The sequence below is a fragment of the Flavobacterium sp. TAB 87 genome (assembly GCF_001529295.1).
Lineage (GTDB): Bacteria > Bacteroidota > Bacteroidia > Flavobacteriales > Flavobacteriaceae > Flavobacterium.
In genome coordinates this window covers 214,478-241,083 of the sequence record NZ_LLWK01000034.1, presented here as the reverse complement: position 1 = coordinate 241,083, position 26,606 = coordinate 214,478, and the positions used below count along the sequence as shown (strand labels likewise).

General features: G+C 35.1%; 18 protein-coding genes. 7 read left to right on the top strand and 11 right to left on the bottom strand.

What is annotated here, in order from left to right; genetic code table 11:
* Window positions 1–20: 20 nt before the first annotated feature.
* The 5 genes from AP058_RS06705 to AP058_RS06685 all read left to right on the top strand — a co-directional run bounded on the left by AP058_RS06705 (window position 21) and on the right by AP058_RS06685 (window position 8,234).
* Window positions 21–1,445: a glycogen synthase gene (locus AP058_RS06705; RefSeq protein WP_066308215.1), complete on the top strand. Its 1,425-nt coding sequence runs from the start codon at window positions 21–23 to the stop codon at window positions 1,443–1,445.
* A complete protein-coding gene (locus AP058_RS06700) occupies window positions 1,435–2,715 on the top strand; it encodes a glucose-1-phosphate adenylyltransferase (RefSeq protein ID WP_066308212.1) in 1,281 nt (426 codons plus the stop codon). The genes AP058_RS06705 and AP058_RS06700 overlap by 11 nt, the downstream gene beginning before the upstream one ends.
* Before the next feature lie 41 nt (window positions 2,716–2,756).
* Entirely contained in the window at window positions 2,757–4,664 is a 1,908-nt protein-coding gene (gene glgB / locus AP058_RS06695) for a 1,4-alpha-glucan branching protein GlgB (protein WP_066308210.1), read from the top strand.
* Between the two features lie 198 nt (window positions 4,665–4,862).
* Window positions 4,863–7,256: a glycoside hydrolase family 31 protein gene (locus AP058_RS06690; protein WP_066308208.1), complete on the top strand. Its 2,394-nt coding sequence runs from the start codon at window positions 4,863–4,865 to the stop codon at window positions 7,254–7,256.
* A gap of 159 nt (window positions 7,257–7,415) precedes the next feature.
* Window positions 7,416–8,234, top strand: a complete 819-nt coding sequence (locus AP058_RS06685; RefSeq protein ID WP_066308205.1) for a M48 family metallopeptidase — start codon at window positions 7,416–7,418, stop codon at window positions 8,232–8,234.
* 80 nt (window positions 8,235–8,314) lie between these two features.
* Here AP058_RS06685 and AP058_RS06680 read toward each other — a convergent pair whose 3' ends face one another.
* The 10 genes from AP058_RS06680 to AP058_RS06630 form a co-directional block, all read right to left on the bottom strand.
* A complete protein-coding gene (locus AP058_RS06680) occupies window positions 8,315–10,720 on the bottom strand; it encodes a thiamine pyrophosphate-dependent enzyme (RefSeq protein WP_066308204.1) in 2,406 nt (801 codons plus the stop codon).
* A gap of 188 nt (window positions 10,721–10,908) precedes the next feature.
* Complete coding sequence (locus AP058_RS06675) at window positions 10,909–13,743, bottom strand: aminopeptidase (RefSeq protein WP_369815135.1); 2,835 nt, start codon at window positions 13,741–13,743, stop codon at window positions 10,909–10,911.
* Window positions 13,744–13,823: 80 nt separating this feature from the next.
* Window positions 13,824–14,552, bottom strand: coding sequence for a TIGR00730 family Rossman fold protein (locus AP058_RS06670; protein ID WP_066308201.1), 729 nt, complete (start codon window positions 14,550–14,552; stop codon window positions 13,824–13,826).
* Between the two features lie 51 nt (window positions 14,553–14,603).
* Window positions 14,604–15,134 (bottom strand): DUF1003 domain-containing protein, encoded by a 531-nt coding sequence (locus AP058_RS06665; RefSeq protein ID WP_066308197.1) that lies wholly within the window; start codon window positions 15,132–15,134, stop codon window positions 14,604–14,606.
* Window positions 15,135–15,275: 141 nt separating this feature from the next.
* Window positions 15,276–18,107: an excinuclease ABC subunit UvrA gene (gene uvrA, locus AP058_RS06660; RefSeq protein WP_066308326.1), complete on the bottom strand. Its 2,832-nt coding sequence runs from the start codon at window positions 18,105–18,107 to the stop codon at window positions 15,276–15,278.
* Window positions 18,108–18,403: 296 nt separating this feature from the next.
* Window positions 18,404–18,919 carry a GNAT family N-acetyltransferase gene (locus tag AP058_RS06650; protein ID WP_066308192.1) on the bottom strand — a complete coding sequence of 172 codons (516 nt, stop codon included), beginning with the start codon at window positions 18,917–18,919 and terminating at the stop codon, window positions 18,404–18,406.
* On the bottom strand, window positions 18,916–19,641 hold the full coding sequence (locus AP058_RS06645; RefSeq protein WP_066308189.1) for an endonuclease/exonuclease/phosphatase family protein: 726 nt from the start codon (window positions 19,639–19,641) through the stop codon (window positions 18,916–18,918). Before AP058_RS06645 ends, AP058_RS06650 begins: the two co-directional genes overlap by 4 nt.
* Window positions 19,642–19,680: 39 nt before the next feature.
* Complete coding sequence (locus AP058_RS06640; RefSeq protein ID WP_066308185.1) at window positions 19,681–21,462, bottom strand: chloride channel protein; 1,782 nt, start codon at window positions 21,460–21,462, stop codon at window positions 19,681–19,683.
* Between the two features lie 129 nt (window positions 21,463–21,591).
* Entirely contained in the window at window positions 21,592–23,277 is a 1,686-nt protein-coding gene (gene ggt, locus AP058_RS06635; RefSeq protein WP_066308179.1) for a gamma-glutamyltransferase, read from the bottom strand.
* Window positions 23,274–23,855 carry an ACP phosphodiesterase gene (locus AP058_RS06630; RefSeq protein ID WP_066308177.1) on the bottom strand — a complete coding sequence of 194 codons (582 nt, stop codon included), beginning with the start codon at window positions 23,853–23,855 and terminating at the stop codon, window positions 23,274–23,276. The genes ggt and AP058_RS06630 overlap by 4 nt, the downstream gene beginning before the upstream one ends.
* Window positions 23,856–24,037: 182 nt before the next feature.
* On the opposite strand from AP058_RS06630, the gene glmM reads away from it, so the two are divergent.
* Window positions 24,038–25,426: a phosphoglucosamine mutase gene (gene glmM / locus AP058_RS06625; protein ID WP_066308174.1), complete on the top strand. Its 1,389-nt coding sequence runs from the start codon at window positions 24,038–24,040 to the stop codon at window positions 25,424–25,426.
* A 38-nt stretch (window positions 25,427–25,464) separates the two neighbouring features.
* Entirely contained in the window at window positions 25,465–26,199 is a 735-nt protein-coding gene (gene kdsB / locus AP058_RS06620) for a 3-deoxy-manno-octulosonate cytidylyltransferase (RefSeq protein ID WP_066308169.1), read from the top strand.
* 88 nt (window positions 26,200–26,287) lie between these two features.
* On the opposite strand, the gene AP058_RS06615 is transcribed toward kdsB, so the two are convergent.
* Entirely contained in the window at window positions 26,288–26,566 is a 279-nt protein-coding gene (locus AP058_RS06615) for a putative quinol monooxygenase (protein ID WP_066308166.1), read from the bottom strand.
* Between the last annotated feature and the right edge of the window lie 40 nt (window positions 26,567–26,606).

Genomic DNA, 26,606 nt, shown 5'->3' with positions numbered 1-26,606 from the left:
GTGTTCAATCTTAATTACCCATGAAAATAATACATATTAGTGCCGAATGTTATCCGATGGCAAAAGTTGGCGGCTTGGCCGATGTTGTTGGAGCATTACCAAAATACCAGCAAAAAGCGGGACATCAAGCGTCGGTTATCTTACCAGCCTATGCAACTTCTTTTATCCAAGAAAATAGCTTTACCGAAGTTTATACAAGCACGGTAGTCTTAGGAGATTTAAAGTACCCGTTTTCTGTCGTTAAAGAAACTACAGGAAAGTTAGGATACGATTTGTATCTATTACAAATTGATGAGTTGTTTCATCGTAATACAATTTATGGATATGACGATGATACCGAACGGTTTTTAAGCTTTCAAATCGCTGCGCTAGATTGGTTAATTACTTTAAAGGAGCTGCCAACGGTAATCAATTGTCACGATCATCATTCGGGTCTTATTCCGTTTATGATGCACTTTTCTTTTAAATATAAAAAATTAAGAAAGATTGCCTCTGTCATTACGATACACAACGGTTTGTATCAAGGGCAATTTGCATTAAATAAAATGCATTACATTCCGCAATTTGATAGTGTTTATGAGAATGTTTTAGAATGGGATAATTGCATAAACTCTTTGGCAGTCGCGGTTAAATGTGCCAATGCAGTTACGACCGTTTCTCCTTCGTATTTAGATGAAATAAACAAGTATGCTAACGGTCTAGAGTCGCTATTTCGATCAGTCCAAAGCAAATCAAAAGGAATCTTAAACGGAATTGATACAGAACTATGGAATCCAGCGACGGATACTATGATTGCCAAAAATTACGATTCAACTTCTTTCATAAAAGGGAAGCAAGCAAATAAAGACGCACTTTGCGAAAGATTTAATCTCGACAGAACAAAACCGTTATTTAGTTTTATAGGAAGGTTGTTTGAGGAGAAAGGTGGCGATTTACTCCCACAAGTTATTGCTTTGGCAATGAAAGAGAATAATCGAGAATTAAACATATTAATTTTAGGTTCTGGACGAAAAGACATCGAACAACAACTTAAAGATTTGGTAACTCCTTACGCTGGTAATTACAATACATTTATCGGGTACGATGAGAATTTGGCGCATTTGGTGTATGCTAGTTCTGATTTTTTAATTATGCCGTCTCGAGTAGAACCTTGCGGATTGAATCAAATGTATTCATTACGATACGGTGCGGTACCAATTGTGAGAAGAACTGGCGGACTAAAGGATACAATTACAGATTTTGGCGATAACGGTAATGGAATATGCCATGAGCAAGCTTCGGTTACAGATATTTGTCATTCCATAGATAGAGCAATTAAACTGTACAACCGTACAACTGATTTTGAAAAAATAAGAATAAAGGGAATGCAAACCGACCATTCGTGGGAGCGCGTTTGCGAAGAATATATAAAAACATACCAAACAATTTTAGAAAATGAAAACTAAGAAGAAAAAAGTTATCGCGATTATATTAGGAGGCGGACAAGGATCTCGTTTGTTTCCGCTTACAGAAACACGTTCGAAACCCGCGGTTCCCATTGGTGGAAAATACCGTTTGGTAGATATTCCCATTTCCAATTGCCTGAACTCTAATATTTATAAAATATTTGTGCTAACGCAGTTCAATTCAGCTTCGCTTAATGCACATATCAAGAATACCTTTAACTTTAGCATGTTTAGCGAATCATTTGTAGATATTCTGGCAGCCGAACAAACGCCCGACAATCCGACTTGGTTTCAAGGTACTGCCGATGCAGTTAGACAATGCATGTCGCATTTTGTAAAACATGATTTCGACCATGCACTGATTTTATCGGGAGATCAATTGTATCAAATGGATTTTAACGAAATGTTAGAAGCACATATTGCTAATGATGCTGATATTTCTATTGCGACTTTGCCGGTAAATGCTAAAGATGCTCCCGAATTTGGAATTTTAAAAACAAACAGTGAGAATATTATTGAAGCTTTTATCGAAAAACCAGCTGCTTCGCTTTTGCCAGAATGGGAGTCGGAGGTAAGTACAGAAATGTTTTCGCAAGGTAAAAAATACTTGGCTTCGATGGGAATTTATATTTTCAATCGACAATTATTGCAAGAAATAATGGCCGATCAAGGAACCAAGGATTTTGGTAAAGAAATTATTCCGCAAGCTGTTGATAAACATAAAATTCTGAGCTATCAATATGAAGGATATTGGACCGATATTGGAAATATTGATTCGTTCTTTGAGGCAAACATTGGTTTAACCGATGATATACCGCAATTCAATTTGTTTGACAACGACAATAAAATTTTTACTCGTCCGCGTTTACTGCCGCCTTCTAAATTTAGAAATTCTTTAATCAGTCAATCTTTAATTTCTGATGGAAGTATTATCAATGCTCGCGAAATTAAGAAGTCTATAATAGGAATTAGAGCTCGAATAGGAGAAGGAACGATTATCGAAAACTGCTATGTAATGGGTAACGATTTTTACCAAGACATTGAGGAAATCAATAGCGATAATGCCCAAAATATTCCGTTGGTTGGCATTGGCTGTAATTGTATGATAAAAAACGCACTGATAGACAAAGATGTTCGTATCGGAAATAATGTGTACATCAACGGAGGTAAGCATTTACAAGATGCTACAACAGATTTATACAGCATTAAAGACGGAATCGTAGTAGTTAAAAAAGGAGTATTGCTACCAGATAATTTTAAAATTGAATAAACAATCGGAACGTTGTAAAACGATTTTCTTAAAAACCTCTTATGAACAAAGTTAGCACTTATTCTCTTTTTAGTGATTTTGATATCCAATTATTCAAAGCAGGAAAACACTATCGACTGTACGAAAAATTAGGTGCGCACCTAGTTGAGGTTGATGGTCAAGAGGGCGTTTATTTTTCCGTTTGGGCACCTTCTGCAAAATCGGTTTCGGTGGTAGGTGATTTTAATTATTGGACGTCACATGAACATAAACTGAATGTTCGTTGGGATTCTTCGGGTATTTGGGAAGGTTTTATTCCAAATGTAAATAAAGGATCACTTTATAAATTTAGTATTGAATCTACTGCAGGCTTGCACACCGAAAAAGCAGATCCTTTTGCTTTTTTTTGTCAAAAACCATCGCAAACGGCATCGATTGTTTGGAGTTTAGAAAATCAATGGAATGATTCAAACTGGATGCACAACAGAAAATCGCACAATGATTTGGACAAGCCTTATTCTGTTTATGAAGTTCATCTGGGTTCATGGAAGAGGCATGGTTCTGAAAATCGATTTTTGACTTATATTGAGTTTGCAGAAGATTTAGTTGCGTATGTTTCCAAAATGGGCTTCACTCACGTAGAGTTTATGCCAGTGATGGAGTTTCCTTATGATCCCTCATGGGGCTATCAACTTGTTGGATATTTTGCACCAACTTCTCGTTTCGGACAACCGCAAGATTTTATGTTTTTGGTAGATAAGCTGCATCAAGCAGGAATTGGAGTAATCTTAGACTGGGTTCCATCTCATTTTCCTGAAGATCCGCACGGTTTAGGCTTTTTTGATGGTTCTAATTTATACGAGCACCCAGATAAACGCAAAGGCTATCATCCGGATTGGAAAAGTTTAATTTTTAATTATGGACGAAATGAAGTTCGTTCCTTTCTAATTAGTAATGCGTTGTTTTGGCTGCAGCATTATCATATTGATGGATTGAGAGTAGATGCGGTTGCCTCAATGTTGTATTTGGATTATTCTAGAAACGAAGGGGAGTGGGAACCCAATATTTATGGAGGAAGAGAGAATTTAGACACCATTAGTTTTTTAAAAGAATTTAATGAAGCGGTGTACGCTAATTTTGAAGGAGTTCAAACTATTGCCGAAGAAAGTACTTCCTATCCAATGGTTTCTCATCCAACATTTTCGGGTGGTTTGGGTTTTGGAATGAAATGGATGATGGGTTGGATGCACGACACTTTAAATTATTTTCAGAAAGAAACCGTGTACCGAAAGTATCATCAAGATGATTTGACTTTTTCGATGCAGTATGTGTTTTCCGAAAATTTTATGCTTCCCTTATCACACGATGAGGTTGTGTATGGTAAAAAATCGATCTTGAACAGGATGACAGGTGACGAGTGGCAAAAATTTGCCAATCTGCGTTTGCTGTATGGCTATATGTTTGCACATCCAGGAGCCAAGTTATTGTTTATGGGAGACGAGTTTGCCCAAAGTAACGAATGGAATTTTGAACAAAGTTTAGACTGGCATATATTGGAAAATGGATACCATAAAGGAATTCAGAAAGTAATTATGGATTTAAATTCTTTATATAAAAAGCAACCAGCTTTATACGAAAAGCAATTTGAAGCGGGAGGTTTTGAATGGATTAATTACGGTGATCATGACAATGCGGTACTTTCGTTTATGCGTCATGGAAATAATCCAGATGACAGCGTAATTATCATCTGTAATTTTACCGAAGTGGTTCGATACGACTACAGAATTGGAGTTAGTAAAGAGCTTCAATTAAAAGAAATTTTCAACACCGATTTAGAAATCTATGGAGGAAGCAATATTCAAAATGCATCTACAATAAATCCAGATTCTATTCCATACCATGATCGGAATTTTTCGGTTGCAGTTACTTTACCACCTTTGAGTATTATTGTTTTAAAAGCAAAACAGTAAAAATAATGCGGACGTAATTCCGCATTATTTCTTCCAAATCACACAAATTCTTAGTGTTGTCCGATTATAATTAAGTAAAATATTAAAAAATTAGTATATACATCGTTTTCGTCGATTTATATTGATTTTACTAATGTTATGCTTGCTTTTTCGTAAGTTTGGAAGACCACAAGCAAGTTTAATTTAAAAGATGTTAAGATGATTACAAATACAGAATTAGAATATAAAGGAGATTTATTTCCTTCAAAAATAACTTCTTTTAAATATGAAGTGGACTCGGTTTCTTTTCATACTGATAATAAAGTAATTTTAAAAGTAACCGTTTTAAGAGATAGTTTACTTCGGTTTAGATTTACTACTAAAGGATATTTTAGCAATGATTTTTCGTATGCAATTGATGATACACAAACTCACGGTTACAACCATTTGACGGTAACGGAAGAGCTAGAATATTACGAAATATTGACCAGTAAAGTAAAATGTCAAATACAAAAAGTAGATCTTCGATTTGTAATATATGATTTAAATGATAAAGTAATTCTTCAAGACGAACTTGGTTTTCATTGGGAAGAAAATTATGAGTTTGGCGGAAACATTGTTAAGACTAGTAAGTTGTCACAAGATGGCGAATCTTATTATGGTTTAGGAGATAAAGCGACACACATGAATTTGAAAGGCAAGCGATTGGAAAATTTTGCTACCGATCAATATGCCTATCAAAAAGACCAAGAGCCGCTTTACAAAGTAGTTCCTTTTTATATTGGTTTACATGATAAACAAGCGTACGGAATTTTCTTTGATAATACTTTTAGAACTTTTTTTGATTTTTGTCACGAGCGCCGAAACATCTCTAGTTTTTGGGCAGAAGGAGGAGAAATGAATTATTATTTTATCTACGGTCCCGAAATAAAAGATGTCGTAACCACTTATACCCACTTAACCGGAAAGCCAGAATTACCACCCCTTTGGGCTTTGGGTTACCACCAATGCAAGTGGAGTTATTATCCTGAAAGTAAAGTAAAAGAAGTTGCAGCAAAGTTTAGAGAACTTAAAATTCCGTGTGATGCTATTTATTTAGATATCGATTATATGGATGGGTTTCGTTGTTTTACATGGAATAAAGAGCATTTTCCAGATCCTAAAAAAATGGTCGCAGAGCTAGCGGAAGATGGTTTTAAAACAGTTGTAATTATTGATCCGGGAATTAAAATAGACGAAAATTACTGGGTATATAATGAAGCTTTGGAAAAAGACTATTTCTGTAAAAGAGCCGATGGTCCTTATATGAAAGGTAAAGTTTGGCCTGGTGAATGCAACTTTCCTGATTATACAAATCCAGAAGTCCGCGAGTGGTGGGCGGGATTATTTAAAGAATTAATTTCGGATATTGGTGTAAAAGGGGTGTGGAACGACATGAACGAGCCTGCCGTTATGGAGGTGCCCAATAAAACATTTCCAATGGATGTGCGTCACAGTTATGATGGCAATCATTGCAGCCATCGCAAAGCACACAATATTTACGGTACGCAAATGGCGCGAGCTACATATCACGGTGTAAAAAGGTTCTCGTATCCAAAGCGTCCTTTTATTATAACACGTTCTGCTTACTCTGGTGCGCAGCGCTATACTTCGTCATGGACGGGAGATAACGTAGCGACTTGGGAACATTTGTGGATTGCTAATATTCAGGTGCAGCGCTTGTGTTTGTCAGGAATGAGTTTTACAGGTTCTGACATTGGTGGTTTCGCCGAACAACCAACTGGCGAATTATACGCACGTTGGATTCAGTTGGGTGTTTTTCATCCTTTTTGCCGTACGCATTCCTCGGGAGATCACGGCAACCAGGAACCCTGGGCATTTGACGATGAGGTAATTGCTATTACACGAAAATTTGTCAATTTAAGATACCAATTATTACCGTATTTGTACACTATGTTTTGGCAGTACATTGAAGAAGGAATACCAATGCTAAAACCTTTAGTTTATTATGATCAGGACGATATTCAGACACATTATCGAAATGATGAATTTATCTTTGGAAATCAAATGTTGGTTTGTCCTATTTTAGAACCTAATGCTGTTGGTCGTCGCATGTATGTTCCGCGTGGTACCTGGTATAACTATTGGACCAATGAAGTAGTTAGTGGCGGTAAAGAAATTTGGATTGATACGAAACTAGATGAAATTCCTATTTTTGTAAAAGCAGGGGCAATTATTCCAAAATATCCTGTGCAACAATATGTAGGTGAAATCGATTTTGACGAATTAACTTTAGATCTATATTATTTCGAAGGAAAAGAAAAATCGGTAGTATATGAAGATGCACACGATGGGTACGATCATCGCAAAGGCCGCTTCAGTTTTTTATCTTTTCGAGCTACAGGAAGATCCAATGATCTTATTATTCAGTTGCATAAAGAGGGGAAATTTGAAACACCATACGAGAAGTATCGAATCAATTTAATTGGTTTGCCTTTTAAAGTTAAATCAATTGAAATAGATAATGTGGTTACAAATTTTGATGCAAGTACCTTCGAAAATATTTTAATAGTTAATAAAGAGTTTAATTCAGTTCATATTATCGGAGAATAATTATTAATTTTGACTTCAATAATCGGTGTGATGTAGTTAAATAAGTGTGCAATTGTTTACTAAAATCAAGACTAGGTTCAAACCGAAGTTTAAGTTTTAGGCTTTATTTCTAATTTAGATTAAGTACACAGCAGCGATTAAAACAATAAAAATTAATATATGAAAAATACACTAAAATTTTTAGCAATAGGAGCTGGTGCTCTAATTGTATCTTGTGCAACAAATCCGTTTTCGGGTAAAAGTACATTGGCATTAGTGCCAGACAGTCAAATTTTCCCATCTTCTTTTCAGGAGTATAATAAATTTTTGACAGAGCACAAAGTGATTACAGGAACTACAGATGCCAAGCGTGTTGAAAATGTGGGTATGAAGATTAAAGCAGCTTCAGAAAAATGGTTGAATGCCAATGGATACAAAGGCTATTTGAATGGATACCAATGGGAATATAAGTTGATTGATAGCAAAGAAATAAACGCTTGGTGTATGCCAGGAGGTAAAATTGCTTTTTATTCTGGAATTATGCCAGTGTGTAAAGACGATGCCGGAATGGCAACAGTTATGGGGCATGAGGTAGCACACGCACTTGCGAATCACGGTCAACAACGAATGAGTGCGGCACAATTGCAACAAATAGGTGGTGGCGTTTTGGATGCGGCAACTAGTGGAAAATCTGAAAGTACAAGAGCTATTTTTGCACAAGCATATGGAATTGGTACTGAAGTAGGTGGAATGTTACCATTTAATCGTAGTAATGAAAGTGAAGCTGACAAAATTGGTTTGACATTAATGGCAATTGCAGGATACAATCCGGAGGAGTCAATTGCATTTTGGCAAAGAATGTCTGCATCTAATACTGCAGGTGCTCCACCAGAATTTATGAGTACACACCCTTCAGATGCGACTCGTATTGCTAATTTGAAAAAATTAATTCCAGGTGCAAAAGCAGAAGCAGCAAAATACGGTGTAATCTTTAAATAGATAGATTTGATTTTATAAAAAAAGAGAGCGAATTCTAGATAGAATTCGCTCTCTTTTTTTATAAGATATTCTGATCTTTATTAATAAATACTTGGATATTTATCAGGATTTACTTCATGCATCATTGCATGTACTTTTTCATAAATATCTTCTGACGATGGTTTGGAGAAATAATCACCATCTGTTCCATAGGCTGGACGATGTGCTTTTGCCGTCAATGTTTGTGGCTTACTATCCAAATGATGGTACCCGTCTTGGTTTTCAATAATCTGTTGTAAAATATAAGCAGAAGCTCCACCAGGAACATCTTCGTCAATAATCAACAAGCGATTTGTTTTCGCAATACTTTTTACAATATCATGACTCACATCAAAAGGCAATAAAGACTGCACATCAATCACTTCACAGGTGATACCAATTTCCATTAATTCTTCAGCAGCTTGTTCTACTAATCGTAGTGTCGAACCATAAGAAACCAAAGTAATGTCCTTTCCTACTCTTAAAGTTTCTACCACTCCAATCGGAGTTTTAAATTCTCCATAATTAGTAGGAGCAACTTCTTTCAAACGGTACCCATTTAAACATTCTATTACTAAAGCAGGCTCATCACATTCTAATAAAGTATTATAAAAACCTGCTGCCTGGGTCATGTTTCTTGGTACTAAAACGTGAATTCCTCTTATGGCATTGATAATCATTCCCATTGGAGAACCCGAATGCCAAATCCCTTCTAATCGGTGCCCACGAGTTCTTATAATTAACGGCGCTTTTTGTTTACCAACAGTGCGGTATTGCAAAGTCGCTAAATCATCACTCATGATTTGAATAGCGTATAATAAATAATCTAAATACTGAATTTCAGCAATTGGACGTAGCCCTCTTAAGGCCATTCCAATTCCTTGACCTAAAATAGTTGCTTCGCGAATACCTACATCGGCAACTCTAAGTTCTCCATATTTTTCTTGCATTCCCTCCAAACCTTGGTTTACATCACCAATGTTTCCAGAATCTTCTCCAAAAATTAAAACTTCAGGATATTTAGTAAATAAAGCATCAAAATTATCGCGAATAATAATACGACCATCTACTAAATTATTATCAGTGTTATATTCAGGAAGTACTTTTTCTACCGAAGAAATCGTCCATGCAGATTCTGAGAATAAATTACTACTAAACGTTCCTTGCGTCTTTTTTATGTAAGAAGCAATCCAATCAGAAAGCTCTTTTTTATTCGTTTCCTTAATTAAAAAGCGATGTATTTTGCGCGCTGCTACTAGCATTTCTTTCTTAATCGGTGCTTTTATAGCAGCTAATTTATTAGAATATTCTAAAATTTCTGCCTTTTTAACACTCTGGTCTGCAAGGCGTTCTAAAATACCAACTAATTCTTTTTGATCTTCAATAATTGGATCTATAAATTGACTCCATGCCAATTTTTTAGATTCTATTACCTCTTTTCTCAGTCGATTGTCAATTTCATCTAACTCTTCTGGCGCAGCAATATTGATGGCGATCATCCACAAACGCATCTGACGAATACAGTCAAATTCTTTTTCCCAACCTAAACGATCGGTACTTTTGTAACGTTCGTGTGAGCCAGAAGTTGAATGTCCTTGTGGTTGAGTAAGTTCTTTAACATGAATTAAAACAGGAGTATGATTTTCTCGAGCAATTGTACCTGCTTTTTCATAGGTAGCAATCAGTTCTGCATAATCCCAACCCTTAACTACAAATATTTCATATCCATTAGTTCCTTCTTCTTTCTGATATCCTTTTAAAATTTCAGAAATACTTTCTTTAGTTGTTTGATGTTTGGCGTGAACAGAAATACCATACTCATCATCCCAAACGCTCATTACCATAGGAACTTGCAAAACTCCTGCTGCATTTATGGTTTCAAAAAATAGTCCTTCAGATGTACTAGCATTACCAATAGTTCCCCAGGCTACTTCGTTTCCATTCTTAGAAAAAGTATCTTTATTTTTAACGCCTTCAACGTGTCTGTATATTTTAGAAGCTTGTGCCAGCCCCAACAAACGAGGCATTTGGCCTGCGGTCGGAGAAATGTCGGCGCTAGAATTTTTTTGTTCCATTAAATTCTTCCAAGAACCATCTTCATTTAAACTGTGCGTTACAAAGTGTCCGCCCATTTGTCTGCCGCCCGACATTGGTTCTTCGGCCAAATTTGTATTTCCGTACAAACCAGCAAAAAATTGAACAGGAGTCAATTGGCCAATAGCCATCATAAAAGTCTGGTCACGATAATAACCCGAACGGAAATCACCATTTTTAAAGGCTTTGGCCAAAGCCAATTGCGGGACTTCTTTTCCATCACCAAAAATTCCAAATTTTGCCTTTCCCGTCAAAACTTCTTTACGCCCAAGCAAACTGCATTCGCGACTGGTCATCGCTAAAATGTAATCGTTTAGAACTTCAGTCTTAAAATCTTCGAAAGTTAGCGTACTATTGGTTTTCTCTTTTATCATAATTGAAGTGAATCTCTATTAAAATGCAAATTTAGCAAAAAACAATGAATTTTTTTAACTTATTCAAATAAATTAAATTTAATTATCCTTATTTATTTTTACAAATTCGATGTAAAAAATACATTATATTTATTTTTTTATCTTTTTATCTTGTTAAAGTATAAAATTATAGAAGAGTTGATGCTTTTTTAAAACCATTTTCTAGTAAATAGATTGGTTAATGTTTTTGGCGAAAACGTAACAACGAATCTAATTTTTTCATTATAATGAGATTCAGAGACTTCCCAGCCTAAATTAGAGTGCACAGGAAAATAGATTTCGAAATAATCAGTAACTAAATTTAATCGAATTCCACTATCGTAAATAAATTTAGGATTTTTGTATTTGTTTTTGATAAATCCAATGTCACTGTAGGCTTCAATCCAATTCCAAATAGAAAAACTAGCATTGATAGTTCCAATCCATTGGTTGGCGTAAGGCGTCTCAAGTTTTGATTTAAAACCACCTTCTGCCATAATGTATTGCTGACTAAAAAGACCCGAACTTTCAGATCTTCCGTAATAACCATAATCAAATAAATAGTCGGTCGGGCGATCAACAGCAAAGCTAAAGTAATCGGTCGTAGTATTATTGTATAAAAATGTACCAGTATACAATCGTAAATTAAGTTGATGGTTGTTTTCAAATAATTTTCGATATTCTATTTCTGTAGCTAATTTTCCAAAATTATGTGAAAGCTGAATTTCTGGAACAAAATTAAAATGGTTTGTAATTTCAGTTTTAGTATTGTAATAGCGTGCATTAAAAATCGAGTAGTTCTGATTTGTATTGTCGGTAAGTAATGCACTTTCTTCCCTTTTTACTATGGTTTGTCGCACTAAAATATGCTGCTTGCGATTGTCTCTCAAATCCCGTTCTCGAATACTAAGCATGATCGAAGGGTTGATTTTTAAGTACGTAGCATCTTCTACATAATGAAAATACGAGCCACTTATCCAGTATTTGGCATTGTACAAACGACTGTTTCTGTAATTTTGATTGAAAGTTAAGTTTCCTGATCCAGAAATGGTTTGTGCCTTGATGGAATACGCAGGATTTAGGTCGAAGGTGATGGGTTTGTTTAAAATAGTCTTATTGCTCAACCGCAAGCCAGGAGTAAAGCCGTCATAATAATTGTAACCAATAGTAGGAACGTACAAAATCTGAATGTAATTTGGATCTTCCAGATCCTTTAAAAAAGTAAACTTTACTGGTCGGTTGGACAGTTTAAAACCTCGCAACGATTTCCAGTTGTTACGCAAATTATATTCAGGAACTTCATTCTCATAATTCAAAACAATTTTGGTAGCGCCCTTTCTGGCAAAGGTATAAGTAGTATCGGCAGCGTTGGGTTCGAGCCATTTTTTAAATAATATTTCGTTCTTTTTCATACCATAAACTGGAATAGGTACGAAAGTATTTGTTCTATTTTTTATTTTAAAACGTATTGTGTCTTTGGTTTCATTGCGATGTAAATCACTAAACTTATAATCGATTATAGCTCTCGAATCGATAATTGTCGTAAAAAACCAGTCGATATCTTTTGGCGTGTTATCCTTTAAAATAATTTCAAAATCAATGGCAGAAGTTTGCTTTTTTAAATTTATATTGTAAAATTGTTTGACACTTTTGGGTACAACTCCTTCAGCTAAATAATCATTAAGATAGGCTAAACTCAATCCTGCTCTATATTTGCTCGCAATTTGTTCGTTAAATTTTATTAAATTATTTTTTGGCGTGCCTAAGGATTGATCTAAATTTTTTCGTGCCATTAACATGTAATAGTAACTGAACTGTTCGTTAAAACTAAGTTTAGATAACTTGTATCTCCTCGTTAATTTTAAATGTGACAATTTACCCATCATATTTTGATCAGGATGGTATTGCTCGATATATTGCATTATCAGATAAATCTGTAATCCATCTGCAATCCAACTGTCTTTTCGCTGGTCAACTTGTATAGTTGTTTTAAGATAGTTGTTTAAAAATGTTTTTAAGAAGGTGATTTCGAACACAAACTCTTTGGTAAATGGTCTTAAAAAAGAAGGCAATTGATTTAAACCATAAAACGGATTTCTATCATAATCAACTTGTGAAACAGTGAGATTTTCAAAAGGATATTTTCCTAATTTTTCTTGCGCAAACTGCATAACTTGATCAATAATAATTGCTTTTTGTATGTCACCAACTTGAGTAGTTTTAATATTGGTTAACACTGAGAAAGTAGTATTCGTAAAATTTAAAAAGGAGGTATTTCGTTCGATAAATAAATTAAAACCAAGACGGTTATTACCTTCGAAATTTTGAGTGTAAAAATTAGAGTCTTGAACTTTATCTACAGTATTTAAATCGGTAGTTAATTGCCAATTATTTGGTACACGAACGGAAACTTCATAATCTGATTTTGCATTTACGGCATCGTCTAAGTTGAGATTGCTGTATGCAACAAATTGTTTGTTTTCGTACCGTGCAGGAGTAAGGAACCAATTTTTTAACGACATACCGCCAATCGAGGTGTAGCCGTAGGAAGTAAATTGATCACTCGGAATTTTTGCTATATAACTCAAATGAATTATCTTTTTCTTATGGGGATATAACGGCTCGTCTAGTTGTAAAGTCAATACATCTGGATGTTTATCTGCTCTTTCAAAATTGATATTTGCGGCATTACTATCCGTTGCTGCTAGTATAATTGTTGCACCTCTTTCTTTGTCGTTTGCCAAATGAAAAGGCCGGTAAAACTCATCGGAAAACCGTTTGGCCAACGGAGTGTTTTTATCTGAATAGGAATTGTTCCAGTCGTTTAAAACGATTTGAGTTAAGGTATCGTTAGTTTCATTGTAGTACGTTAAATCTTGTAATACATGAATTGTTTTGGACTCTAAATTCACCGATAGTGACATTTTAGAGTAGTGTTGCGCCCATTGCTTTGTAGAAACTAGCAATGAGAGAAAAACAAAAGCAATTTTTAGATTTAATTTCAATGAGAATCAATATTTGATGACGAATTAAAAATACTGCTTTTAAAGTAAAAAAGCCGTCCTTTTAGACAGCTTTTTTTAAATTAGAAATTCGGACTTAAATCGTATTTTCTATAGAATTTATCAAGTATTTCAACCACTTCATCTTCGGTGTCTACAATTTTAAACAATTCCATATCCTCTGGACTTGCGTTGTGTTCGGTGTCAATCATAACCGTTTTAATCCAATCCATTAGTCCAGACCAAAAAGAACTTCCAACTAAAATTATTGGAAATTTTCCGATTTTTTTTGTTTGAATTAAAGTAATTGCTTCGAACATTTCATCTAACGTTCCAAAACCACCTGGCATTACCACAAAACCTTGTGAGTACTTGACAAACATCACTTTTCGAACAAAAAAGTAATCAAAATTCAAGTTTTTATCTTGATCAATATATGGATTAAAATGCTGCTCAAAAGGCAATTCAATATTCAAGCCAACAGAAATTCCGCCACCCAAATGAGCTCCTTTATTTCCAGCTTCCATAATTCCAGGACCACCACCAGTAATCACACCATAACCTGCTTTGCTAATTTTAAAAGCAATTTTCTCTGCTAGTAGGTAATATTTAGTATCCGGTTTGGTTCGTGCTGATCCAAAAATAGACACGCATGGTCCAATTCTACCCATATTTTCGTATCCATTTACGAACTCTGCCATTATTTTAAAAATGGCCCAGCTGTCGTTGGTACGAATCTCATTCCATGTTTTTTGTTTCAAACGATCCTGAAATACTTTTTCTTCGTCGTTGTCAAAATCCTCTAATCTCATACTTTTATATTTTTATTATCGATCTTTTATTTTTACGAATTAAAATTATAATTATAATTTCGCTTCGATTTTTTTTAGAATTTCCATTTGCTTTGCTTGACTTTCAAAAAGAATTTTAATTTGTTCTTGCAGTAATAAATCCACTTTTTGGTCGAGCGATCTAATTTCTAACTCTGCCTTTAGATTTATTAAATAGTCGTTTTCGCTTCTTTTACGATCTTTTTCTTCTTGTCTGTTTTGACTCATCATGATTATTGGTGCTTGCAGTGCAGCGATACAAGACAAAATCAAGTTCATCAAAATGAAAGGATAAGGATCAAACGCGTCACCTTTAACTGCTGTGACGTTGTAAATAATCCAAATCGTTAAAATGATAAAAAATGAAATTATAAAAGCCCAGCTTCCCCCAAATCTAGCTACTTTATCTGAAACACTTTGTCCTCTTGTCAAAATTTCTTTTGGAGGATTTAAAAGGTTTTGATTGATTAGCTCTTCGTCTTCAAGTGTTTTTTTTACAATTTCCTGAAGCTTAACAATATGCGAGTTTTCGGCATTTAATAAATTTTCAATATCTATATCCATTTATAAACTAGTTAAATTGCATTTAAACTTCTTGAATAAAATTACATGGTATTTATAAAATTGCACGAAGCAGCATACCTAAATAAAATGCAATTCTAGTTCTTATTGTCAAACCAAAAATAGTAAAAAAATGAGATAAAATTACGACAATTCCTTTTTCAGAAATTGAGCTGTGTAACTTTTTTTAACCTTGGCTACTTGTTCTGGCGTTCCTTTAGCGATCAATTGTCCGCCCGCTTTTCCACCTTCTGGACCAATATCGATAATATAATCTGCCAATTTAATGACATCCATATTGTGTTCAATAATCAAAATGGTATTGCCTTTATTGACCAATGTATTAATGACTTCCATTAAAACCCGAATGTCTTCAAAATGCAATCCTGTGGTAGGTTCATCTAAAATATAAAACGTATTTCCGGTATCTTTTTTAGACAATTCGCCCGCCAATTTAATACGTTGGGCTTCACCACCAGAAAGCGTTGTACTTTGTTGACCAAGGGTAATGTAACCCAAACCTACATCCTGAATCGTTTTTACTTTGCGATAAATTTTTGGAATCAGTTCAAAAAACGGAACTGCTTCATCAACGGTCATGTTTAATACATCTGAAATCGATTTTCCTTTGTAGCGAATTTCTAAGGTTTCGCGATTGAAACGTTTACCTTGACACGTTTCACATTCTACATAAACATCTGGCAAAAAGTTCATCTCTATGGTGCGAACCCCAGATCCTTCGCAGGTTTCGCAACGACCGCCTTTGACATTGAAACTAAAACGACCCGCTTTGTAACCGCGAATCATACTTTCAGAAGTCATTGTAAACAAATTTCTTATTTCGGTAAAAACTTCAGTATAAGTCGCTGGATTTGAACGCGGCGTTCTTCCAATCGGACTTTGGTCAATGGCAATTACTTTGTCAATATGTTCTAAACCTTCAATTTTTTTGTACGGTTTCGGTTTTTTAACACCATTAAAGTAATAGGCGTTCAAAATTGGATAAAGTGTTTCATTAATCAACGTCGATTTGCCGCTTCCAGAAACTCCAGTAACCACAATTAATTGTCCTAAAGGCAATTCTATAGAAACGTTTTTAAGATTATTTCCTGTTGCACCTGTTAGTTTTAAAAATTTGCCATTTCCTTCGCGTCTTTTCTCAGGGATTTCAATTTTCATTTCGCCGTTCAAATATTGAGCGGTAATGGTATGTTGTTCTAAAAGTTCTTTCGGAGTTCCTTTGCTTATAATTTCGCCACCATATTTTCCTGCTTTTGGACCAATATCAATTACGTAATCGGCGCGCTCAATCATGTCTTTATCGTGTTCAACCACAATTACAGAATTGCCTAAATCACGCAATTGCTCCAGAGAATGAATCAATTTCTCGTTATCTCGTTGGTGCAAACCAATACTTGGTTCATCTAAAATATATAAGACACCAACCAATTGGGAACCAATTTGAGTAGCCAACCTTATGCGTTGCGCTTCGCCACCCGAAAGTGATTTAGAACTTCGGCTTAAAGCCAAATAATTCAAACCTACATTCATTAGAAAATTCAATCGGTCTTTGATTTCTTTGACGACTTCAGTAGCAATTCGTTTTTGCTTATCAGATAAATGAGCGTCCAATTCTTGGAACCAAACCGTTAAATCAGAAATGTCCATATCGCACAATTCGGCTATATTTTTACCTTCGATTTTAAAAAACAAAGCTTCTTTTTTTAATCTTGAACCGTGGCATTCTGGACATTTTATTTCGTCCATAAATTCTTTTGCCCACCGTTTTATTGCGGTCGATGATTGTTCTTCAAACTGGTTTTTAATAAAGTTCGAAATACCTTCAAAATCAATTTTGTAATCACGTGCTACGCCTAAATCTTTTGAGTTAATCGTAAATTTATCTTTGCCACCGTGCAAAATCATTTGCATGGCTTCCTCTGGAATTACGGATATAGCATCGGTTAGTTTAAAACCAAATTTCTCACCAATAATTTCCAATTGTTTGAAAATCCAAGACGATTTATATTCGCCCAAAGGCGCTAGTCCACCAGCTTTTATAGATAGTTTTGAATTTGGAATTATTTTTTTAGGATTAATTTCGTTTACAGTTCCCAAGCCATTGCAATGTGGACAAGCGCCTTTTGGCGAGTTGAACGAAAATAAATTGGGTTCCGGATTTTGATAGGAGATTCCTGTTGAAGGACACATTAAATTTCTACTGAAATAGCGCACTTCATTGCTGTCTTGATCCAAAACCATCAATACATTCTCTCCATGATGCATGGCGGTATTGATACTTTCAGACAATCTTTTTTGATTATCGGGCGTTTCATCAATAACCATTCGATCGACTACAATTTCAATATCATGCGTTTTGTAACGGTCTAATTTCATACCGCCAACCAAGTCCTGAATACCACCATTTACGCGCACCTTTAAGAAACCTTGCTTGGTAATTTGCTGAAAAAGCTCCGCATAATGCCCTTTACGAGCTCTAATAACAGGCGCTAAAATATTGATTCGCTTGCCAGTAAAATCAGTAGTTATTAATTCTTTTATTTGTTCATCGCTGTAGCTAACCATTTTTTCGCCAGTGTTGTAACTGTATGCGTCGGCGGCCCTTGCATAAAGCAAGCGCAGGAAATCGTATATTTCTGTAATCGTTCCAACGGTCGAGCGCGGACTTTTACTAGTCGTTTTTTGTTCAATGGCAATCACCGGCGAAAGTCCATCAATTTTATCAACATCTGGACGTTCTAAGCCTCCTAAAAACTGACGTGCGTAAGCAGAGAAAGTTTCTACATAACGGCGTTGTCCTTCGGCATAAATCGTATCAAACGCCAAAGATGACTTTCCCGAACCAGAAAGACCCGTAATTACTACAAGTTTTTCCCTCGGAATGGCAATATCGATATTTTTTAGATTGTGAACTCTTGCGCCAAGAACTTCAATGGTATTGTTTTTTTCTAACATAGTTTGAGCAAAAAACAAAGTTACCATTTTGATTTATTCTTTTGGTACTACAGTTTAGAACTTTATGTTAAAAAAGGGCATAAAAAAACGCCAAATAGATTAGGATTTTCGTTTTCTGGTGGAGATATAATTTTGGCTAGCCTTCTTGGTAGTGTACCAATTTCGACCTTCTATGTAAGCATCTATTTTGCCAAGATAAAAAAAAATGAAAAAGATTTTAATATCTGGAAGTCCTTTTAATCAGCGGCAAATTTCAGTTCGTTTAAAAATTTTAAAGTAAGGTTAGTTGTACTTTACTAAGCTATAGGAGTAAGTACTTTTTCGAAAGCTTTTCGTTTACTTCCTCTAAATTCAACTTCGCCGCAATAGATATAACCCAGTTTTTCGAAAATTTTCAGCATTGGAATATTATCGAAATTAGTATCTACTTTTATACTGAAAATATTGTTTGCTGCAGCTACTTCTTCAGCGTAAAGCATTATTTTTTTAGCCAAACCTTTTCCTAGAGAATCTTCAGAAAGTGCCAAACGATGGAGTACAGCAAAATGACCAGTAGTCAACCAAGTTCCGTTCAATTCGGAATAAGCAGGTTCGTCATTAAAAACAATCGAGGCATACCCAATAATCAAATCATTATCTGTTAAAACATATCCTGCCTCTTTCTGTAGATCATTTTTCACTACTGAAATATTGGGATAACCATCTTGCCACTGCTCACTTCCGTCTTGTTTTCTACGGTTGATGGCTTGCTCTAAAATCGTCCAAATTATGTTGGCATCTTTTAGTGTTGCCTTTCTGAAGTTATAATTCATTTTTCTATTTTTTGTAAATCAAATTCTACGATTAAAGGACTATGATCACTAAAATGTATCCATTCATCAAATTGACCAACTTCAACTTTAATTAATTTTCTTATTAAGTCAGATGAAGCAAAACAATAATCTATGTGATACGGTCTAGTTTGATGGCGGTACATATACAAGGTAGGATGTAGTTCTTTTCCTTGTTCACAATTATAAAATTGATGATAAGTGCTAAGAATATTTTTCTCTTCTAATTTTTCAACAACACAAGAATGATTTCCTATTCTTCTAGCTTTATCCCAAATAGTGTTACTGTTAAAATCACCAATTAATATAGTTTTTTCACCCAGTATATTTTCATAAAAATTTATTGCTTTCCAAACTTGAGTGATGTAGGCGCCATCCTTGTCTTGTGGATTATTTGCCCAAATTGCCAGCATAGTAAATTCATGGGAGTCATTAAATACTCTTAATGGTATTACATTTTTAAATTGAGTGTTATGCTGTTCAATTAACTGAAGTTTAAAATCGCTGTAAGAAAAGACACCTAAGCCTTTGTTTTTATTACTGCCGTACAAAAATGTATCTGATGGCAAAATTGTACCTTCTTGAAACCTTAGTTTATCTGGATGTTCACATTCGGGAATAATTAATATATCAGGATGATGTCCTAGTATATAATTTGCCTTTATACGAAAAGCCATATTGCAATTCCAAGTTATTATTTTCACTTTTCTTCGAAAATTTTTTAATTGCTAAAAATAAAAAAATCACTCAATCGTCATCGCTCGCAATTTAGTACGATACGCTTCCAAGGCAATCGACTTAGAAATAAATCCGTAATACTTGCCATTTTTGACCACTGGTAAATGAGACCTTTTGCATTTTTCGAATTTATTCATCACCACTTCCATGCTGTCAATCGAGTAAATTGTATCTGGTGGCGGTCTCATTATGTCTTTGATTAGCGTGTATTTAACGCGATATTGGTTGAAAATAATTTCGCGAACGTCATTAAAATGTACGACTCCTTCTAACTCTTTTTCTTTATTGACTACAGCAAAAACAGTTTGATTGGAGTGGGAAATTAAATCGACTAATTTGTCTAAATTTTCATCAGCAGTTACAGTCAAATAATCTGTTTGAATCAAGGAGTCAATGTCTAAAGTTGTTAAGATGTTTGAATCTTTGTTGCTGGTAAAAACGTGACCCTTTTTGGCTAATCCTTTTACATCCAAAGAGTATTTCTCGAATCGTTTAGAAATTGCAAAACTGATCGAAGAAACAATCATAAGTGGAATCATCAGACTATAACCGCCCGTAATTTCGGCAATTAAAAATATTCCGGTCAATGGTGCATGAAACAATCCACTCAGAATTCCGGCCATGCCAACCATTGTAAAATTACTGACTGGTAAATTAGTCAAGCCGGTTAAATTTAAAAACTTAGAAAAAAAGAAGCCTAAGTACGAACCTAAAAATAGGGCAGGAGCAAAGTTCCCACCATTTCCACCACTTCCAATGGTAAGTCCAGATGCAAAAACTTTCATCATCATTGCTCCTCCAACAAAAAACAACAACACCCAAGGATTGTGTCTAAAGTCTTCAAAAAGCGTATTCTCCATTAGCTTCGCGGGATCTTCGGCCAAGGTTTTAATACTTTCATAACCTTCACCAAACAATGTTGGGAATACGAATATCAGAAGTGCTAAAAGTGAAGAACCGATTAAAGCCTTTCGATAAATACCCACCTTCATCTTTGCAAAATAATGCTCTACTTTTTGGAAATTGCGTGAATAATAAACCGCCATAAAGCCGGTTACAATACCTAGAAGTACGTAAAACGGAACGTTATAAAAATTAAAAGCTTCTTGCTCTCTAAAGGATAATAATATATTTTCATCTAATGCAACTGCCGAGACAATGGCACCCGTTGCAGCAGCAATCATGATCGGAATAAAAGCAGCTATGCTCACATCAACCAACAAGACTTCAATGGCAAAAAGCACACCTGCAATCGGAGCATTAAAAGCAGCTGAAATTCCAGCCGCAACTCCACAACCAATTAATAGCGTGCGATCGCGATAGCCTAATTTATAATTTTGCGCAAAATTAGACCCAAAAGCAGCACCAGTTACAACAATCGGACTTTCTAAACCAGCGGAACCTCCTAAACCTACAGTTAACGAGCTCGTCATAATTTGCGCATACATTTGTTTACGCGGAATAATACTGGCCTTTTTGGCGATTGTATATAAAATTTGAGAAGTTCCTTTTTCGATAGAACCATTTAAGAGTCGTTTCACCACAAAGACAGTTAGTAAAATACCAATTATGGGTAGAATACTGTTGATGAAACTTAATTTTAAAATTCCGTTAATGTATGTGGCGAAAGAAAATACGCTATGAGCAAATGTTTTAAGCACAATAACCGCCAAACCACACGTAATACCAATTAGAACACTCGCTAGAAATATAAATTGCTTTGGCGTCATAATAGACTGCGACATTGCGATTATGCTTTCTAGTTTTCTAAAGTATTTTTTTAACATGTTTATTTTGAAAATTTAGTAATTCTGCAAATTTAGACCTTACAATTTTAAATACGGACCTTTACGCTTTTATTCTAGGTATATTTTAAATGCCGAAAATAACAGTGAAAATTCATTTAAGATAACGACTTAAAATCCGACCGCTTTATCATCACCTCTAAAATCGGCACCGCCCTCTAATGTTTTATTTTGAAGAACCAAAATAGCATCAACTTTACCAATCACAGGCGTGTTTTTCTCATTGATTAAATATCCTTTTGCTTTTAAATGATCCAAAGTAATTTGATCAAAAGTATTGGGTTCAAAAGTAATTTCGTCAGGCAACCATTGATGATGAAAACGAGGGGCATTTACGGCTTCTTGCATGCTCATATTGTACTCGTAAACATTTAAAATAGTTTGTAAAACAGAGGTAATTATGGTAGAACCTCCTGGAGAACCAACGACCATAAATAGATCATCATTTTTTTCGACGATTGTTGGCGTCATCGAACTTAGCATTCGTTTTTGAGGCGCAATACTATTGGCTTTATTTCCGACTAAACCAAACATATTAGGCACGCCTGGTTTAGCGCTAAAATCGTCCATTTCGTTGTTTAAAAAGAATCCCAATTCATCACAATAATATTTAGAACCAAAGCCGTCATTAATGGTAGTTGTTGCCGCAACAGCATTACCAAATTGGTCAACAATAGAATAGTGGGTTGTTTCTGTACTTTCAGCATATTCAATTTTTCCAGATTTAATGTCAGCAGATAAACTTGCTTTCGCAGGATCAAAACTACTCATTCGGTCTTTTAAATACGAATCAGAGAGTAGTTGTTTAATAGGTATTTTGACAAAATCGGGATCACCTAAAAAGTCACTGCGATCGGCGTAAGCACGTCTTTCGGCTTCAACAAGTACACTAATTGCTTGTTCCTTATTGTGTCCCATTTTTGAAATTTCGAAAGGAACTATCATTTTCATAATTTGCGCCATGCAAATTCCACCACTACTTGGCGGAGCCATCGAGGTAATTTTTAGATCTTTATAGTCAAACTGAAGTGGTTTTCTCCATTTGGCTTCGTATTGTGATAAATCTGCAAGCGTGATAATTCCGCCTCTTTTTTGAAGGTATTCCACTAATATTTTAGCTGTTCTTCCTTTGTAAAACTCGTCTTTTCCGTTTTTCTGAATTCGTTTTAAGGTTGCTGCTAAAGCAGGATATTTAATCGTGTCGTTTGCGTAATACGGTTTTGCAAAAAAAGTAGTAGCTCCGTTGCGACTGATAATTACGTCTCGGTACTCGTGTAATCTTTTTTCTTGTTTTTGCGTTACCACAACTCCTTTTTCGGCAAGTGCAATAACCAAATCTAAAATTTCAGACATGGGTAAAGAGCCCAGTTTTTTGTGGACTGCAAAAACTCCGGCAACAGTTCCTGGAACTCCAATTGCTAAAGCAGTTGCTGTACTCTTACCTGCAATTACTTTTCCATCTTTATCCAAAAACATATCTTTTGAAGCCGCTAATGGTGCTTTTTCTCGGTAATCTAGAGAGCCCACTTCGCCGTTTGCTTTTCGATAAACCATAAAACCACCACCGCCTATATTTCCCGCGTACGGATACGCAACTGCGAGTGCTAATTCGGTTCCGACCATTGCATCAAAAGCATTTCCGCCTTTTTGCATAATTGCCACTCCAATTTTCGAAGCTTCTTCACGCGCAGAAACAACCATTGCTTTGGTAGCGACCAGTCCAGTTGGTTTATGTATTGTGTTTTGCGCAATGCAAAAACTGGATACAAACAAAATTGAAAAGCATATCTTTTTCATAATAGTAGTTTTTTTGCACAATGATTTCGTAAATCTTCAAAAAACAGAGTGAAATCTGCTTCAAAAATATCATAATTTGAAATAAGTTCAGTCGTAGCGAACTGCATTTTTGATAGATTTTTTGTTCGTCTATCCATTTGTGTCAAAATGTGTTGCATACCTTCAATACTTTTATAAATGCCCAACCAGTTTTCTCGGATCATAATGGGCATTAATTTTTGAGTTCTTTCCGAAAGCAATTCGTAATTATCATGTAGGGAAGTATAAAAGCGCTGCACATAATCCTCTAATTTCTCATCCGAATAGATCGACCAATTTTTAGCTAAAAAGTGATCGTAAAAAATGTCTACAATTACGCCTGAATAATGGTGGTAATTTTCGTGTAGTTTTTTGGTACTTTGTCTAAATACGGGATGTGCATCTGTATACGTATCAATTTCTCTATGCAATAAAATTCCTTTTTGAATTAAAGTAGGATAGGTTTCAAACTGTTTTCCACGAATACCATCGGCCATAAAATTGCCAATTTTAATGAGATCGTTGTCGCCAGAAAGATAGATGTGTGCTAGGAAATTCATTTATTTAGAAGGTGATGAGGAATTAGATACTGAGTTCCTAATATTAGTATTGTAAATATAGAAATTTAAAATTTAAAGTGAACTCCCGTTTTATTAAGGAAAAGTCACGCATTTTTATTTTTTTTACTAGTTTGTCAGTTTGCAACTATTATATTTGTAATTGATAACCATAATTCATAAAAATGACTCTAATAAAATCTATATCAGGTATACGCGGAACAATTGGTGGCAAGGTGGGCGATAATCTTACGCCTGTTGATGCTGTAAAATTTGCGTCGGCATACGGTACTTTTTTAAAACAAAATTCAGACAAGCAAAAATTAACTGTCGTTGTTGGTCGTGACGCCCGTATCTCTGGACCAATGATTCATAATTTGGTAGTTAATACCTTGATTGGATTAGGAATAAATGTAATTGATTTAGGTCTTTCTACCACGCCAACTGTTGAAGTGGCTGTGCCTTTAGAAAAAGCAGATGGTGGAATTATTTTGACGGCTTCCCATAATCCAAAAGAGTGGAATGCATTGAAGTTATTGAACGCTAAAGGGGAGTTTTTAAGTGGTGCTGATGGTGCTAAAATTCTTGAAATTGCCGATGCAGAAGCTTTCGATTTCTCGGATGTAGATTCTTTGGGAGAAATTACGACGAATGATGCCTATATGGACATTCATATAGACGAAGTTTTAAATTTGCCTTTGGTTGATGTTGATGCCGTAAAAGCAGCAAAATTTAAAGTAGTTGTGGATGGCGTAAATTCTTCAGGCGGAATCATCATTCCGAGATTATTAGAATTGATGGGCGTGGAAGTCGTAAAATTATATTGCGAGCCAACCGGTCATTTTCCTCATAATCCAGAGCCGTTAAAAGAGCATTTAACCGATATTTCTGAATTGGTAGTTAAAGAAAAAGCAGATTTAGGTGTTGTGGTAGATCCAGATGTGGACCGTTTGGCATTTGTTTGTGAAGACGGCGAAATGTTTGGCGAAGAATATACTTTGGTGGCTTGCGCCGATTATGTACTGAGTAAAACTCCAGGAAATACGGTTTCTAATATGTCATCGTCTCGAGCTTTGCGTGATGTAACTGTAAAAAGAGGTGGTTCGTATGAAGCGAGTGCTGTTGGAGAAGTAAATGTGGTAGAATTAATGAAGAAAAATAATGCCGTTATTGGTGGAGAAGGAAACGGCGGAATTATTTATCCTGAATTGCACTACGGACGCGATAGTTTGGTTGGAGTGGCGTTGTTTTTAACGCATTTAGCTAATTTAAAAATGAGCGTTTCTGCTTTGCGTGCATCGTATCCTGAATATTATATGAGTAAGAATAAGATAGAATTGACACCACAAATTGATGTAGACGCTATCTTAGAACAAATGACGAGCAAATATAAAAACGAAGATATTTCGACTGTTGATGGTGTGAAAATTGATTTTGAAAAAGAATGGGTTCACTTGAGAAAATCAAATACAGAACCAATTATCAGAATTTACACGGAAGCGCCTACGCAAAAAGAAGCTGATGTTTTAGCAGTTCGAATTGTAGATGAAATTAAGCAAATTGCTGGAATTTAGTAAGTTGTGTTCTGTTTTAATGTATTGAAGATTTCCATATGAAAATTATTTCTGTCATTCCTGCGCGTTATGCCTCCACACGGTTCCCTGCCAAATTACTCCAAGATTTAGGAGGTAAGACGGTAATTCTTCGAACGTACGAAGCTACTGTTGCCACAAAATTATTTGATGATGTTTTTGTGGTTACAGATTCTGATTTAATTTTTGATGAAATTGTTTCTCATGGCGGAAAAGCAATCAGGAGTATTAAAGAACACGAATCGGGTAGCGATCGAATTGCAGAAGCAGTTGAAAACTTAGCGGTTGATATTGTGGTAAACGTGCAAGGCGACGAGCCGTTTACTGCAGCAGAACCTTTACAAGAATTAATTCAGGTATTTAGAAACGATACCGAAAACAAGGTTGATTTAGCTTCGCTTATGCGAGAAATTACCAATGAAGAGGAAATTAATAATCCAAATAATGTGAAGGTCGTAGTCGATCAATCGCAATTTGCTTTGTACTTTTCACGTTCAGTGATTCCATATCCTAGAGAAGTAAATGTTGGAGTTCGTTATTTTCAACACATCGGAATTTACGCGTTTCGCAAACAAGCTTTATTAGACTTTTATAATTTGCCTATGAAGTCTCTAGAAGCTTCTGAAAAGCTGGAACAACTTCGTTATTTAGAATTTGGTAAACGGATAAAAATGGTGGAAACCACACATGTAAGTATTGGAATTGACACGGCGGAAGACTTAGAAAAAGCAAATTTGATACTGCAAAAGAGATGAGGGTAAAGTACTTAACCTAAATATTTTTACATAAAAATTATTTGCTAAGCCTTATGCAATGTTATTGTGTAAGGCTTTTTTTATGCGATTAAAATACGTCAACTGTTTTAAAAATCGTGATTTCTCGACTCAATAAATCAGTGCTTTCTTGAATAAAGTGTTGCAAGTATGGCATAGTATTGTGTAGGTCTAAACCTTCTTGATTTTCCCATTCTTCCCAAATAATAAAATCATTTTCAGTATAATGCAAATCATAGCGTTTGCACGCAGATTCTTTACGGGTTTCTGTGACCAAAAGCTTTAACATTTCTAAAACTTGAATCGCATTTTCGGATTTACTTTTAAGTACAGCTGTAATCGCAATCATAACTATTTAATTTTAGTTTCGAAAATATCCATTTATAAAA

What these genes read in the sequence shown, in the direction of transcription:
- AP058_RS06705 (WP_066308215.1), top strand. Translation starts at nt 21, where the DNA reads ATGAAAATAATACATATTAGTGCCGAATGTTATCCGATGGCAAAAGTT.
- AP058_RS06700 (WP_066308212.1), top strand. Translation starts at nt 1,435, where the DNA reads ATGAAAACTAAGAAGAAAAAAGTTATCGCGATTATATTAGGAGGCGGA.
- glgB (WP_066308210.1), top strand. Translation starts at nt 2,757, where the DNA reads ATGAACAAAGTTAGCACTTATTCTCTTTTTAGTGATTTTGATATCCAA.
- AP058_RS06690 (WP_066308208.1), top strand. Translation starts at nt 4,863, where the DNA reads ATGATTACAAATACAGAATTAGAATATAAAGGAGATTTATTTCCTTCA.
- AP058_RS06685 (WP_066308205.1), top strand. Translation starts at nt 7,416, where the DNA reads ATGAAAAATACACTAAAATTTTTAGCAATAGGAGCTGGTGCTCTAATT.
- AP058_RS06680 (WP_066308204.1), bottom strand. Translation starts at nt 10,720, where the DNA reads ATGATAAAAGAGAAAACCAATAGTACGCTAACTTTCGAAGATTTTAAG.
- AP058_RS06670 (WP_066308201.1), bottom strand. Translation starts at nt 14,552, where the DNA reads ATGAGATTAGAGGATTTTGACAACGACGAAGAAAAAGTATTTCAGGAT.
- AP058_RS06665 (WP_066308197.1), bottom strand. Translation starts at nt 15,134, where the DNA reads ATGGATATAGATATTGAAAATTTATTAAATGCCGAAAACTCGCATATT.
- uvrA (WP_066308326.1), bottom strand. Translation starts at nt 18,107, where the DNA reads ATGTTAGAAAAAAACAATACCATTGAAGTTCTTGGCGCAAGAGTTCAC.
- AP058_RS06650 (WP_066308192.1), bottom strand. Translation starts at nt 18,919, where the DNA reads ATGAATTATAACTTCAGAAAGGCAACACTAAAAGATGCCAACATAATT.
- AP058_RS06640 (WP_066308185.1), bottom strand. Translation starts at nt 21,462, where the DNA reads ATGTTAAAAAAATACTTTAGAAAACTAGAAAGCATAATCGCAATGTCG.
- ggt (WP_066308179.1), bottom strand. Translation starts at nt 23,277, where the DNA reads ATGAAAAAGATATGCTTTTCAATTTTGTTTGTATCCAGTTTTTGCATT.
- AP058_RS06630 (WP_066308177.1), bottom strand. Translation starts at nt 23,855, where the DNA reads ATGAATTTCCTAGCACACATCTATCTTTCTGGCGACAACGATCTCATT.
- glmM (WP_066308174.1), top strand. Translation starts at nt 24,038, where the DNA reads ATGACTCTAATAAAATCTATATCAGGTATACGCGGAACAATTGGTGGC.
- kdsB (WP_066308169.1), top strand. Translation starts at nt 25,465, where the DNA reads ATGAAAATTATTTCTGTCATTCCTGCGCGTTATGCCTCCACACGGTTC.
- AP058_RS06615 (WP_066308166.1), bottom strand. Translation starts at nt 26,566, where the DNA reads ATGATTGCGATTACAGCTGTACTTAAAAGTAAATCCGAAAATGCGATT.